This window comes from Pseudoalteromonas thalassia (assembly GCF_049257215.1).
GTDB lineage: Bacteria > Pseudomonadota > Gammaproteobacteria > Enterobacterales > Alteromonadaceae > Pseudoalteromonas > Pseudoalteromonas lipolytica_C.
Genome location: NZ_JBMMUE010000006.1, coordinates 83,892 through 97,045 on the forward strand (window position 1 = coordinate 83,892; position 13,154 = coordinate 97,045).

Here is a 13,154-nt window from a genome sequence, read left to right on the forward strand (position 1 = left end):
CCTTAATTACCCAGTACTTTTGCTGGGTCTACTCGGGTTGCTTGCCACGCAGGGTATAATGTTGCCAAAATAGCGAGGACAAAGGTAACAATCACCGTGATAACGATATCTTGCCAAACGAGTTTACTAGGTAAAAACTCAATGAAATAAACACCTTGTAATGGATTGTCACCTAACAAATGACTGATCCACGAGAATAATTCACTAATATTTAATGCAAGCATAACACCTATAATCGTTCCAAGTATTACGCCAATAAGTGCTTGCGTAAATCCTTGCATAACAAAGGTGGCTAAAATCGTACTGTCTTGTGCTCCCATGGTTTTCAAAATCGCAATATTTGCCTGTTTTTCGCGTACTTCCATAACAAGTGATGAAACAATATTAAAACTAGCTACGGCAATAATTAGAAACACCACGATATACACAATAGTTCGAACCATTTGAATATCTTGATATAAGCTGCCTTGCGTTCTGAACCAACTAGAGACATAGACATAATCTGGGATAACTTGCCCCACCCGCATAGCGGTTTGATGAGCAGCAAATACATCAGCTACTTGTAACCGTAAACCGGTTACTTGGTTTTCATCGAAACTCAGTACACTTTGCGCTTTGTCGAGGCGAATAAAAGCCGCTGTTTCATCAATTGGGCCGCCCATTTTAATAATACCCGCAAGATTCAAACTCACTCGCTTTGGAGCAAGTAAGGTGTTACTTTGCTGGTTTATCTGTGGGATTAATAAGGTAACTGGGTCGCCAATTTTAAGACCTAACCGGTTGACTATTTGTTGTCCTAAAAGTACATCTTCTTGTTGTAACTGACTAACTAAGCGCCCTTCTGTAAATTGGTTTAACGCCGATACTTGGTTTTCAAACTCTGGGCTAACGCCACGCACTTCAACCGCTTTTAACTCACTTTTAAACTGCGCCATGCCGTTGACACTAATAAAAGGTGCTGCACCTGTTACACCGGCTTGAGAGCGCAATAAAGCAACTTTTGACTTCCAATTATTGATTGGTTTATTAGGAGCAACGTATTCAACTTGCGGTACAACCGATAAAAGCCGATGCACTAGTTGTTGCTCAAAGCCATTAATCACTGATAGAGCAACAATTAATACGGCGACTCCCAAAAGTATGCCGATTGTCGATGCTTTAGCAATAAAGCTTACAAAACCATTTTGCCCCTCTTTTTGGCCACTGTGAGCGCGAAATCGTTTTGAAATAAAGGCACTAAGCAACATGCTGAGACTCTTTAATTGCAAGCTTACCATCATCTAAATAGGCAATTTTGCCTAGTTTATCTGCAAGCTCTAAATCATGGGTTACCACAACAAAACTAGTTTTTAAGCTGGTATTTAACTCTTTAATCAAGTCATAAATCTTAATTGCGTTTTGTTTATCTAAGTTACCCGTTGGTTCATCGGCTAGCACCAACGCAGGCTCTGTTACCAATGCACGTGCTATTGCAACCCGCTGTCTCTCACCGCCTGACAACGCCGATGGTTTATGTTCGCAACGATGAGATAACCCTACTTTATCTAGCATGTTGAGGGCTTTTTCGTTTGCCGCTTTTGCGCTTAAACCTTTAATTAAAAGTGGCATAGCAACATTTTCAATGGCAGTAAATTCCATTAATAAATGATGGAATTGATAAATAAAGCCCAAATTTTCGTTGCGGAAACTCGCTTGTTGTTTTCGGTTTAATTTAGCAACCTGTTGACCTTTGATTTCAACGGTTCCATCTGTCGCATTATCTAAGGTGCCTAATATATGTAATAAAGTACTTTTACCAGAACCAGAACTACCTACAACGGCTAACATTTCGCCCTGATTGAGCGTTAAATCAACCCCTTTTAAGACTGCAACCTGATTATCGCCATCTTGATACACTTTATTAAGCTGCTGACAATTAATCACTAAATCACTCATAACGTAATACCTCTGCTGGATTCACTTTTGCAGCTTTGCGGGCAGGATACAAAGTAGCTAAAAAGCTCATAGCAATACTCCCTGCGGCAATTAGGCTCAAACTCATAACATCAAATTTAATGGGTAAACTCACACCCGCTAATAAATTAATGCCTAACATATTCAATAACTCATTTATATTGCTACTCAATAGCACGCCAAGTAACGCACCAATGCTGGTGCCAATAACACCATTGTATAAACCTTGGATCATAAATACATGCTGAACTTGCAAAGGAGTTAAACCCAGCGTTTGTAAGATAGCCACTTCACTTTGTTTTTCACTTACCATCATGGTTAATGCAGAAACTATATTAAACACCGCAACAAGCACAATTAAACCAAGTAACATAGACATAATACGCTTTTCCATCGCCACAGCGGCAAATAACGTCCCTTGACTAGCTCGCCAATCAGTTACTGTGTAATCATTTAAAATTGCTGTTTTAGATTGCAATACTTGCTCTACGGAAAAAGGTTCGTACAAAGAGATACTCAAGTTGGGTGCTGCTGATTTTGCCAGTTTTAAAACTCGGCCTAACGAATAACCACTGGTAAATGCCAATGACATATCAATTTCAGATTGTGTTTCATACAGTGCAGCAACGGTAAACAAACGTTGGCTAGGTACTCGACCAAGCGGTGTATACGAACTGGCATTAGGCATGATCACCCGTACTTTATCCCCAAGCGAAATACCCAATTTGCGGCTCAAATAGCGGCTAATTGCAATGTGGTAATTGCTGTCCATTACCAAAGACCAATTACCGGCAACAATTTTATCTTTTACGTTATAAAGGGAGCTTCCTTCATCATAGAGCCCTTGTAACAACACACCATGCAAATCTTGGTTAGTTTGTAAAATGGCTTCACCATGACGATACAGGTTAACTTGTTTAATATCTTGAGAATTTTCTAGTTGCTGCTTTAACTGCAACATGGTTTCTTTCGAATTATCTTCAGCTGATACTTCGATATGGGGAATTAAACCAAGCATGTTTGTTTTGAGGTTATTTTCAAAGCCATTCATTACAGAACTGACTGTAAACAAGGCCATTAAGCCTATAGCAATGCCCGCAATTGAGAAAAATGAAATGAATGAGATAAAAGCATTGCCCTTTGAGGAGCGACTATATCTCAGCCCTATAAAAAGGCTAACAGGTTGAAACATAATAAGTTATGAATATTCCAAGGGCTAAATATGCGCTCATGTTAGCATAGATTTAGCCAGCATGGGATGCGCGAAATTGTAAAAAATAATTATAAATCTGATACTTGAACAGTAGCGACCAAATGGTCAAGTAATGCTTTTACATTGGTTGCTATAAATTGCCTAGGTGGGTACACCCCCCATACACCTTCAGGTGCAGGTGCAACATTCGAAAGTACAGCGGTCAACTTGCCATTGGCTAGGTGCTCATTGACATAATAATCCGGTAATTGCACGATGCCTAACCCTTTAATAGCTGCATCCACCAATGCCCAACCACTATTACATGCTAAACGCCCAGCCACTTTAATATGCTTATCTTGGCCCTGCTCTTTTACCCGCCAGTAGCTGTTATTACCGATGAGGCAATGGTGCTGACTTAATTCACTGACACTGTGCGGTTGCCCATAATTATTTATGTATTCGGGACTACAACATATAACCAGCCTGCGTTGGCTAATGCGCCGAGCTTTTAAAGATGAATCCTTTAGATGACCTAGCCGAATAGCTAAGTCATACCCTTCTTCTAATAGATTGACTTGCTCATTACTTAAATGACTGATTACTTCAATATCTGGGTGCTTTTGCATAAATGTATGCACCGCAGGCATTATGTAGCTTTCACCATACATGACAGGGGCTGTCAGTTTGATGCTGCCTTTAGGTGTCAGTTGCTGCTCGGCAAGCAGTGCCGTGGCATCATCCATAGCATGCTGTAACTGTTTTGTTTGATGCGCAAACACTTGTCCCTCTTGCGTTAGCACTACTTTACGGGTCGTTCGGGTTAGCAATTGTGTGTTTAATCGTTCTTCTAATTGACTCACATAACGGCTTACGTGCGCCACTGACATACCCAGCAGTTTACTTGCTTTTGTAAAACTACCGGTTTCGGCTACCGCTAAAAATTCATCAATTCCGTGCCAACGATTCATTATTACCATACTGTAAAAGTGTTTTAATAAAACTAAGATTATCATTCATTGAGAAATAAATAAAATAGACTAAGTTTATTACTTACTTCCAACAACTATAAGGGAACGTTATGACTGATTTTATTAAATCAAAAGCGGCTATCGCTTGGGGTCCAAATCAACCACTCTCAATTGAAGAAGTGGATGTAATGATGCCTAAAAAAGGCGAAGTACTGGTAAAGATTGTTGCTACAGGTGTTTGTCATACCGATGCATTCACTTTGTCTGGTGAAGACCCTGAAGGTATTTTCCCAGCAATCCTTGGCCATGAAGGCGGTGGTATTGTTGAAGCTGTTGGTGAAGGCGTAACGCACGTTGAAGTAGGCGATCATGTTATTCCTCTTTACACTGCTGAATGTGGCGAGTGTAAGATGTGTAAGTCTGGCAAAACAAACTTATGCTCTGCGGTACGTGAAACGCAAGGTAAAGGTTTAATGCCAGATGGCACAACGCGTTTCTATAAAGATGGTCAACCAATTTATCACTACATGGGTTGCTCTACTTTCTCTGAATACACTGTATTACCTGAGATTTCACTTGCTAAAGTGAGCAAAGAAGCACCTCTTGAAGAAATTTGTTTACTTGGTTGTGGTGTAACAACGGGTATGGGTGCTGTGACTAAAACAGCAAAAGTTCAAAAAGGTGATACTGTTGCTATTTTTGGTCTAGGTGGTATTGGTTTATCTGCCATCATTGGTGCAACTATGGCTGGCGCAAGCCGTATTATTGGTGTTGATATTAATACCAGCAAGTTCGAATTAGCTACTAAATTAGGCGCAACTGATTTAATTAATCCAAATGACTACGACAAACCAATCCAAGAAGTCATTGTTGAAATGACTGACGGCGGTGTTGATTTCTCATTTGAATGTATCGGCAACGTTAATGTTATGCGCTCTGCCCTTGAGTGTTGTCACAAAGGTTGGGGCGAATCAGTAATTATCGGTGTTGCAGGCGCAGGTCAAGAGATCTCTACCCGTCCATTCCAACTAGTAACAGGCCGTGTATGGCGTGGTAGTGCATTTGGTGGCGTTAAAGGTCGCTCTGAGCTACCAGAGATTGTTGAGCGCTATATGAATGGTGAATTTGCGTTGAATGATTTCATCACACACACCATGAAACTGGAAGATATCAATGAAGCTTTCGACTTAATGCACGAAGGTAAGAGTATTCGCTCAGTTATTCATTATTAATCTTTTAATTTTGCGCTAGGTTACTACCTAGCGCTTTTGTTTCAAGGATGTGGTTATGCTAGAAAACATAAGCTCAACAAAAGTCAGCGGTGGCTGGCATAAACAATATACCCACCAAGCTAACAGTACACATTGTGCCATGCGCTTTGCTATATTTTTACCGCCTGGTGCCAGCGAAACGAATAAAGTACCTGTAATGTATTGGTTATCAGGTTTAACCTGCACTGATGAAAACTTTATGCAAAAAGCGGGAGCTTTTAAAAAAGCGGCTGAACTAGGTATTGCTATCGTCGCCCCAGATACTAGCCCGCGCGGTGATAATGTTCCTGACGACGAAAACTACGATTTTGGTCAAGGTGCAGGCTTTTATGTTAATGCAACCCAAGCACCTTATAATGTGCATTACAACATGTACGATTATGTTGTTGCTGAGTTACCAGCACTGATTGAGGCACACTTCCCTGTTACTAACAAAAAAGCCATTGCCGGACACTCTATGGGTGGTCATGGCGCGCTAATGATTGCACTTAAAAACCCTAAGCAGTACGTTAGCGCCAGTGCTTTTAGCCCGATTGTGAACCCGATGAATTGCCCTTGGGGTGAAAAGGCGTTTAGCAATTACCTTGGCAGTGATAAAGCAAATTGGCTCGAATACGATAGCTGTGAGTTAATGAAAAAAGCAATTGCTGACGATTATTTACCGATGCGTATTGATCAAGGTGAAGCCGATAACTTCTTAACTGAGCAACTCAAAACCGAGAACTTATTTGCTGTCGTGAACGAAAAAGATTACCCCGCTGAAATTAACATGCACGCTGGTTATGATCATAGTTACTTCTTTATCAGCAGCTTTATTGATGAACACCTAATGTTTCATCAAAAGTATTTTTAATAAGTAATGACTAGTGTGAGGGCTTTATTTCCTCACACTCTTTGATACTTTGACTGATTTGCCTGCAAACCAGTTGCGGTTCTTTGTCTTTCGCTTTTAATAAGCCAATCACAGCACTGTCAATTTCAAAACCTAGCTTTGCGAATGAGAAACCCTCGGGATCTTTTATTGTAGTCTCAGCATGATTTGCATTTGTACTTCCAAGCTTAGTTGATGGTGAGTTTTTTGCAGAACCATCAATAAAAGCTCCCGCCAAGGTACACCCCGTTAATTGATAAATTAGTGAGTAGATAACAAGTTTTGAGAAGTTAATCTTCATTGTTAAAGCTATCCATCATTGTAGGTCTTTTTTCGGTTCAGCTTTAACACAACACATTCTTTTATGACATGGTTTATTTGACAACAATTAAGCATGGGTCTTCCAATATACTTAAGCTTATTTTATGAGCATAATAGCAAACGCTTAATTTTACTGTAAGAAAATGTAGTGATACCAACTCGCTTAATTAAGTGATCTACTTTGAGGTAATTGTTCTTGGGTTGGTATTAATCACAAATATCGCGAATAAACTCTTTTAAAAAACCGACCAGCTGTAATAAAAATATTAGTAAGAAAGGTAAAGCGCCTAAAATTGCAACGCTACGATTTAAGGGCTCATCTTGTAACAGCAATAATGAAAAGCTGCATATAAATAAAGCAAAACACCATGCGTAGAGGGTCACACGATTATTTTTAGCTCCAACAAGCTCTCTTATCACTAAAATTGCAGAGTCAGCTGAGGTTGCCACAAATACCAATAGTAATAACAAACTTGACCAAATAAACACGGTCCCTTGCCAACCTAATTGATGAAAAAATACAAATAGGCCTTGGCTGTAATCTTGTCTAATTGCAGCTAAAATGCCTGCTTGATTGAGTCTATCCCATTCAATCGCTGCGCCTGAAAAAGTCGCAAACCAGATAATTGTGACTAAAGTTGGAATGCACACAACCGCCATAATAAATTGCCAAACCTTACGCCCCTGACTAATTTTGGCTAGGAACACGCCGACGAATGGTCCCCATGCTAACCACCAAAAGTAGTAGTTATATGTCCAATGATTGGCCCAATCTGGTGTTTTTAATTGGCTATCAAATTGCCAAGTGCCGGTCGCAAGTAACTGTAAATAGTAGCCGGTTCCATCTAATGCAATTTTAATAATGGGCGCAATCGGCACCACTATTAGCAACCAAACGAGCAAACTAAATGCCAAAAGCACATTAAATATGCTCAGTGATTGCACACCGCGGCGTAAACCAAACTTAACCGACAGAGAATAAATAACTGCTAACAAACAAACGATTAAAGACCCAACTAATAATGTTGAAGTAACACCCAACTCGATCTCAACACCTTTACTGATCAGTAAAGTTGAATTTGCTATGGTCCCCACTACACCAAAAAATATCGAGAGCACCGCAGTTAATTTTACAATAAACGAGACTGTATATTTTGCAGATCTATCAAACCGATTGCCAAGTGCCGTTAAAACAGGAGCACATATATCTCCTGACTTACCACTGTACTGTGTTAACCCGCCAAGAACTAATGCAAAGACTGCATAAAGAGCCCAAGCATGAGCGCCCCAATTGACCAAGGTTAAAGCCAAGCTACTTGCTAGTCTGTCTGGGTATAAGCTTTGTTTAAGTGGTGGGTCAAGGGAGTGTAATGCAGGCTCTGCTACACCCCAAAAAACCAACCCTGAGCCCATTCCAGCAGCAAACAGCATAGCAAACCAACCAAAGTTTGAATACTCAACAACAGCATGTTCGCCACCAACTTTGCGGCTTCCTAATGGACTTACGGCTAATATTATGATGGCAAACAATAAAAAATTGATCATCAAGAAAAAGCTACTACCTATCCACTTTAAAACCATTTGTACAAACGGTTGTACTTGCTCAGTGATAATGTCCGGCAATACAACAGCAATGAGAGCACCAAACATACACAGTGCAAGCGCGGTCTTTTCAAGAGGTGAGGTGGAATGTTTCAAAGTGAAGCCTATTTATTCAGCGTGATTAGCATACTGTTAGCATGGCTGAAATTCAAACAGCCAAAAGACTGAAAAATGACATAGCAATGCGTAAAAAGCGCAAAGTATACCAAGCCTTACTTTTTAAAACCCGGCTACATGTCCCTAGTTTCCTCATTTTATTTAATTTGTTGATCGGGTATTGAAATTGCAGCTCAGTCAAAATTAACATCGCAAGGAGCTAAGTATGGACTTTAATTTTGATTGGTATGAAATTCTCGATAATTTAATTCACTTAGGTATTGCCTATTTACTTGCCTTGCCCATGGCATTTGACCGTGAAAAAACCAGTAATGGCGCTGGTCTTCGAACTTTTCCGTTAGTAGCCGTTGCATCTTGTGGTTATGCATTAGTGGGCATGTCTGTTTTGACAAGCTCTGAGGCTGAATCAAAAGTACTAGAAGGGATTATCACAGGTATTGGCTTTATCGGTGGCGGTGCCATTTTGAAGAACAAAAATTCAACTTATGGAACAGCCACAGCAGCCAGTATTTGGAATATGGGACTTATTGGCATAGCTGTGGCATTCAGTCGCTACGAAATTGCCTTTTTAATGGCATTAATTAATTTCGTAACGCTAAGGTATGTTAAACGCTTAAAGTAAACAGCTAACTAGCATCGTATTTAGAGTTAACAATGGCATACCCTGTTTGTTTAACTTTAATTTCAGCTGGGTTTGCAGATTTAACTAATAAACCGCAGCGTCTGCTTTGCTCATCAATGACATAGTTAACTAACTCACTGGCTTCAAGATCAATGACTTGATCAGCACAACGGATCTGTAATTTAGATACATCACTTGCGCCCTCTATCTTGATAGAACCGCGAGACAAAGATAAATAAGACAGCTTATCTTTTGAAACATTAATTTGTGAATTGATTTGCGGTGTGCGGGCTAACAAGTCATCAATTTGCTTAATTGTAGCAAGCTTATTTTCTTCTGAGAATTCTTTACCTTCGATATTATCAAGTGCATAAATAGCATTGTAAGCGAGGTTAAAATCGCCCTTAAAGCTATACCACTGCAGAGCACTTTTAGCGACTAAATACTGAATATCTGTTGGTAATTTTGCTCGCAATAAATAGGCTATCGACAATTGCTCATCAAAGCCAAACCATTGCTGTTGGTAGTAATAAAATTGACTTTTTAACCAAGCAAATAACGCCTGCTCAGAGGTGTTTTTGGTGTGATCTTTATATAACTTAGCCAATGCCTGCTCAGCTTTTTTAAACTCTTTGGCTTGAAGCATTTTATTAATTTCATCGTATTCATTAATAAAACCACGGCTCGCTTTATCATTTGAGTAACCGTTAAAATATTTCCCTACTTCAAATGAAAATAGATACCCACCTTCAACTGTTTTACCCTCTTTAGTGGCTGGTGCAAACTCTAAATTAGTTAAATATTTCTCTGCGTTTTCTTCACTACCACGGGTATCGGAGGCCATGATCACTTCAATGTCTTTCGCTTTACCTTGTGTGTCAAGTACATACGACATTAACGCCCACCCTTCTAATCGAGAGCCATTGTAGCTACCAGCAAAACGCGGATTTTGATTTTTAACGATATAGGCCGATGTAGCAGCTTGTACGTCAATACCTAAGTCATTAACGTCTCGTGCTAAAGTATGTGTTGGTAATCCGATTAGTGAACAAAGTACAGCAAATTTAGTAAGTTTGATCATGAGTAATTGCTCCAATTCCCTTAGATAGGAACATTTATAGCACTAAAAAAGGCGCTTTAAAAGCGCCTTGCTGTCAAGAATGTGCTTAAACATGTCTTGATCTTAAAACATATCCTGGTATGGGTTTGATTTTGTTAACAAAACCTTCTTATCAAAACCAGGGATTGTCATTGAATCTTCACAAATTTCAATGTCATTTTCGTCAATTAGTCCATCACCAAAACGATATATAAGCTCATAATGACCTAAATCAGCCTGTTTTTGGTAGTCAGCTTGGGCTTGTGCAACTTGAGTATGACGGTCTTGATATTGCGCCATAACCGCATCACCATGACGCTTTGCTAGCATTTTTAATGTGATTGTTGGTGAAAGTACTGTTGCCGTTGCGTTATTACCACCAAATCCTTTAGAGTTAATAAATGCAATGTCCATTGCATCGCATTGGTAATGTTGAGTACGAATATCTAAATGCTCGCTATAAACGTCATCCGCCACTTTATCGATTGTCGTGATACCCGGCATAATATTATGACTGAACACACCTAACGCCATAGCTAACTGATCTCCACTAGCTGGCGCTATAGTATGACCCACATACGCCTTAGGTGCTGCAACCTTCCAATTATCAATCGCAAATGTCTGTGCTACTTTATGATAAATTAATGATTCTGTTACGCGATTTTGTGGCGTGCTCGAGCCATGTGCCAAAATAAAGCTTCGTTTTTGTACCGCTTCTTGACCAACAATACTGCTCGCCAATGCAACAGATTTAGCCATTGTAATATAGTTACCAGGACCCGGCGCTGTGATTGATTTTTTAATACCATCTGCATTGACAAACACATCAGCAACGCTGCCTAACACATCAGCACCTAACTCTAATGCCAGTGCATCATCCATTAAAATTGCAACCTGTGCACCTTCACCAATAGTAAAGCCACAGTTTTCACCGAATGGACGACTTGTGCGGCGATGATCAACCACATCAGTATTATCAAGACGCTTTAAACCTTCTTCATTTGCAAGTGCACTCATATTACCAAAACCTTCAACGATTTCTGGTGTAATAGCACACTCAACAGACGCTACGATAGCTACTCGTGTACGACCCGCTTGAATATCGTTTACTGCGGCACGCAGGTTATATAAAAACGTGGCGCACGCGCCTGATGTGGTAAAAGTTGTACCCACATTACCTGTTACATAGGCATTGATAAAGTCAGTCGACATGGTGTTTAAGCCAAGTGCAAGCTGTTTAGTGCTTACGCGATCGCCCTGTTGACGCGCACGTATCAATCCACCAAACCCCTCATCATCAACTTGACCTGCCACAGAGGCTGAGTATGTACCAATTTGATCAGGCTCAACACTGTTCATTACCTGCTGCCACAGCAGACCTGTTGAACGAATAGCATCAGTTGCTGCAAAGATAGTTGCTTGTAAGCCTCTTGGTTGATAACGGCTGTTATACATAGCTGAAGGTTCAAAACCTGTCGGTAATTGACCTGCCGCTTTAATTGGGTTGTCACGCGTACTGTCATGTTTGATAGCAAGATCAGCACTAATAGTGACTTTCACTTTTTTATCACTAAGGTCTTCGACCTGCCAACTTGCTGGCACTGGAGATGGTAAATCACGACGACGCGTTTCAAAAACAATCTGTTGTTCATCAGACGCTGTTAACGTCATTTTTTGCTGCCATGGCGTTGCATCTACATCGAAGTGATTTTTTTCAATTTTACGAATAAGTGTGCCAGCTAAAATTTGCTCGCCAAATTGTGTTTCAATATCTGCTTCATTGACGGTATTACCATTTGCATCTTTTAAAACACCGTCTGTCAATGTAACTAAATTCATTAAAGTCGCTAAGCCTAAAAATGTCTCCTGACGGGCTTTTGCGTCCAAGCTGTCTAACACGATACGACGATAACCTTGATGAAAAGAAGTGCGGCCAGCGGCATTAATACCACCCATACCAACAATAACGGGTAATGCTGTCATAATTTACCTTGAGAAAACGTGTTACGATAATTCGCTTAAGTTTAAATGGATTACCAACGCTTCTTTGTGCTTAAATAGCCAAATATTATGCATGAAATGCCAAAAATAACTGGTCGGAGCAATTAAAGTGACAAAACTTCAACAAACTAAAGCCACCGAAATCAGTATCTTGGTTTATCCCCATTTATTAATTACCAGCCTCACGCTACCAATTGAGATGTTGAGGGCTGGCGAAGCGTTTGCCAAAAGCCATCATCAGTCTCAACAGTTTTGCCCTCTAAATATCAACTTAGTAGCCAGTAACTTGGCGCCTATACCCAACAGAACGGGCCTGGCAATCATACCTGACTGTGAAACAGTCACCGCCCCTACAAGTGATTTAATAATTGTACCTGGCATCTGGCGTAATCCGCGTCCTGTCGTCAATAAACAAAAAAAATTAGTGCAATGGTTAAAGGATTCATGGCAGCAAGGAAGTCATATTATTGGTGTAGGCACAGGTAATTGTTTAGTTGCAGAAGCAGGACTACTGGATGGTCACCCTGCTACCACTCACTGGCATTACGCAGAGCAATTTAAACGTGACTACCCTAAAGTCCAGCTCAAGCCTGACTTTTTCATCACGCAATCTGAGCGCATGTACACGGTTGCGAGTTTAAATGCGCTTGCCGATGTTATTGTGCATATTATTAGTCAATATTACGGCCGAGAAGCTGCACAACATGTTGAGCGTAATTTTTCCCATGAAATCCGTAAGCCATATGAAGATCAACGTTATCTTGAGGGAGCTGTCGATAAGCATCCTGATGAACTCATTGCTCAAATACAATTTTGGTTAAAAAACAACCTAACATCAGAGTTGTCTTTGCAAGAGATTGCAGCACAATTCAACCTTAGCTATCGCACCTTTACTCGACGCTTTCGCCAAGCCACCAGCCAAACCCCTATTGAATACTGGCAAAAACTTCGCGTGCAAACAGCAAAAGAATTACTCGCCTCTTCAAACTTATCGATTCAAGAAGTTGCTCTTGAAGTCGGGTATAACGACCAAGGTCATTTAACACGGGTATTTAAGAAAGTACTATCACAAACTCCTAGTGAATACAGAACAGTTGTGCGACGTAAGTTATTCGGATAACGATTAAGATAAAC

General features: G+C 40.2%; 12 protein-coding genes. 4 read left to right on the plus strand and 8 right to left on the minus strand.

The window, feature by feature from the left end; translation table 11 throughout:
* Positions 1 to 2: 2 nt before the first annotated feature.
* The 4 genes from AAEU31_RS09275 to AAEU31_RS09290 form a co-directional block, all read right to left on the minus strand.
* Positions 3 to 1,247 carry a lipoprotein-releasing ABC transporter permease subunit gene (locus tag AAEU31_RS09275; RefSeq protein WP_421967053.1) on the minus strand — a complete coding sequence of 415 codons (1,245 nt, stop codon included), beginning with the start codon at positions 1,245 to 1,247 and terminating at the stop codon, positions 3 to 5.
* Positions 1,237 to 1,935 (minus strand): lipoprotein-releasing ABC transporter ATP-binding protein LolD, encoded by a 699-nt coding sequence (lolD, locus tag AAEU31_RS09280; RefSeq protein WP_135924863.1) that lies wholly within the window; start codon positions 1,933 to 1,935, stop codon positions 1,237 to 1,239. The genes AAEU31_RS09275 and lolD overlap by 11 nt, the downstream gene beginning before the upstream one ends.
* Positions 1,928 to 3,145, minus strand: coding sequence for a lipoprotein-releasing ABC transporter permease subunit (locus tag AAEU31_RS09285; RefSeq protein ID WP_421967054.1), 1,218 nt, complete (start codon positions 3,143 to 3,145; stop codon positions 1,928 to 1,930). The genes lolD and AAEU31_RS09285 overlap by 8 nt, the downstream gene beginning before the upstream one ends.
* Before the next feature lie 89 nt (positions 3,146 to 3,234).
* Positions 3,235 to 4,116, minus strand: a complete 882-nt coding sequence (locus AAEU31_RS09290) for a LysR family transcriptional regulator (protein ID WP_138557590.1) — start codon at positions 4,114 to 4,116, stop codon at positions 3,235 to 3,237.
* 110 nt (positions 4,117 to 4,226) lie between these two features.
* Here AAEU31_RS09290 and AAEU31_RS09295 point away from each other — a divergent pair, with 110 nt between their 5' ends.
* Both AAEU31_RS09295 and fghA read left to right on the plus strand, forming a co-directional pair.
* Positions 4,227 to 5,348, plus strand: a complete 1,122-nt coding sequence (locus AAEU31_RS09295) for an S-(hydroxymethyl)glutathione dehydrogenase/class III alcohol dehydrogenase (protein WP_138557591.1) — start codon at positions 4,227 to 4,229, stop codon at positions 5,346 to 5,348.
* Between the two features lie 55 nt (positions 5,349 to 5,403).
* Positions 5,404 to 6,240 carry an S-formylglutathione hydrolase gene (gene fghA, locus AAEU31_RS09300; protein WP_421967055.1) on the plus strand — a complete coding sequence of 279 codons (837 nt, stop codon included), beginning with the start codon at positions 5,404 to 5,406 and terminating at the stop codon, positions 6,238 to 6,240.
* A gap of 10 nt (positions 6,241 to 6,250) precedes the next feature.
* Here fghA and AAEU31_RS09305 read toward each other — a convergent pair whose 3' ends face one another.
* Together AAEU31_RS09305 and AAEU31_RS09310 are read right to left on the minus strand one after the other, a co-directional pair.
* Positions 6,251 to 6,559: a hypothetical protein gene (locus AAEU31_RS09305; protein ID WP_421967056.1), complete on the minus strand. Its 309-nt coding sequence runs from the start codon at positions 6,557 to 6,559 to the stop codon at positions 6,251 to 6,253.
* Positions 6,560 to 6,786: 227 nt separating this feature from the next.
* Positions 6,787 to 8,277 carry a BCCT family transporter gene (locus AAEU31_RS09310; RefSeq protein WP_235382733.1) on the minus strand — a complete coding sequence of 497 codons (1,491 nt, stop codon included), beginning with the start codon at positions 8,275 to 8,277 and terminating at the stop codon, positions 6,787 to 6,789.
* A 226-nt stretch (positions 8,278 to 8,503) separates the two neighbouring features.
* On the opposite strand from AAEU31_RS09310, the gene AAEU31_RS09315 reads away from it, so the two are divergent.
* A complete protein-coding gene (locus AAEU31_RS09315) occupies positions 8,504 to 8,920 on the plus strand; it encodes an MgtC/SapB family protein (protein ID WP_135924881.1) in 417 nt (138 codons plus the stop codon).
* 4 nt (positions 8,921 to 8,924) lie between these two features.
* Here the strand turns inward: AAEU31_RS09315 and AAEU31_RS09320 are convergent, their stop codons facing one another.
* The gene (locus AAEU31_RS09320; protein WP_421967057.1) at positions 8,925 to 10,001 is read right to left on the minus strand and encodes an energy transducer TonB; all 1,077 of its coding nucleotides are present in this window, start codon (positions 9,999 to 10,001) and stop codon (positions 8,925 to 8,927) included.
* 102 nt (positions 10,002 to 10,103) lie between these two features.
* A complete protein-coding gene (locus AAEU31_RS09325) occupies positions 10,104 to 12,002 on the minus strand; it encodes a beta-ketoacyl synthase (RefSeq protein WP_421967058.1) in 1,899 nt (632 codons plus the stop codon).
* A gap of 127 nt (positions 12,003 to 12,129) precedes the next feature.
* On the opposite strand from AAEU31_RS09325, the gene AAEU31_RS09330 reads away from it, so the two are divergent.
* Complete coding sequence (locus AAEU31_RS09330; protein WP_421967059.1) at positions 12,130 to 13,140, plus strand: GlxA family transcriptional regulator; 1,011 nt, start codon at positions 12,130 to 12,132, stop codon at positions 13,138 to 13,140.
* Positions 13,141 to 13,154: the final 14 nt, after the last annotated feature.

Bases quoted from the DNA above. Each gene is read 5' to 3' on its own strand.
- AAEU31_RS09275 (WP_421967053.1), bottom strand. From the start codon at position 1,247: ATGTTGCTTAGTGCCTTTATTTCAAAACGATTTCGCGCTCACAGTGGC.
- AAEU31_RS09295 (WP_138557591.1), top strand. From the start codon at position 4,227: ATGACTGATTTTATTAAATCAAAAGCGGCTATCGCTTGGGGTCCAAAT.
- lolD (WP_135924863.1), bottom strand. From the start codon at position 1,935: ATGAGTGATTTAGTGATTAATTGTCAGCAGCTTAATAAAGTGTATCAA.
- AAEU31_RS09315 (WP_135924881.1), top strand. From the start codon at position 8,504: ATGGACTTTAATTTTGATTGGTATGAAATTCTCGATAATTTAATTCAC.
- AAEU31_RS09305 (WP_421967056.1), bottom strand. From the start codon at position 6,559: ATGAAGATTAACTTCTCAAAACTTGTTATCTACTCACTAATTTATCAA.
- AAEU31_RS09320 (WP_421967057.1), bottom strand. From the start codon at position 10,001: ATGATCAAACTTACTAAATTTGCTGTACTTTGTTCACTAATCGGATTA.
- AAEU31_RS09325 (WP_421967058.1), bottom strand. From the start codon at position 12,002: ATGACAGCATTACCCGTTATTGTTGGTATGGGTGGTATTAATGCCGCT.
- fghA (WP_421967055.1), top strand. From the start codon at position 5,404: ATGCTAGAAAACATAAGCTCAACAAAAGTCAGCGGTGGCTGGCATAAA.
- AAEU31_RS09290 (WP_138557590.1), bottom strand. From the start codon at position 4,116: ATGAATCGTTGGCACGGAATTGATGAATTTTTAGCGGTAGCCGAAACC.
- AAEU31_RS09285 (WP_421967054.1), bottom strand. From the start codon at position 3,145: ATGTTTCAACCTGTTAGCCTTTTTATAGGGCTGAGATATAGTCGCTCC.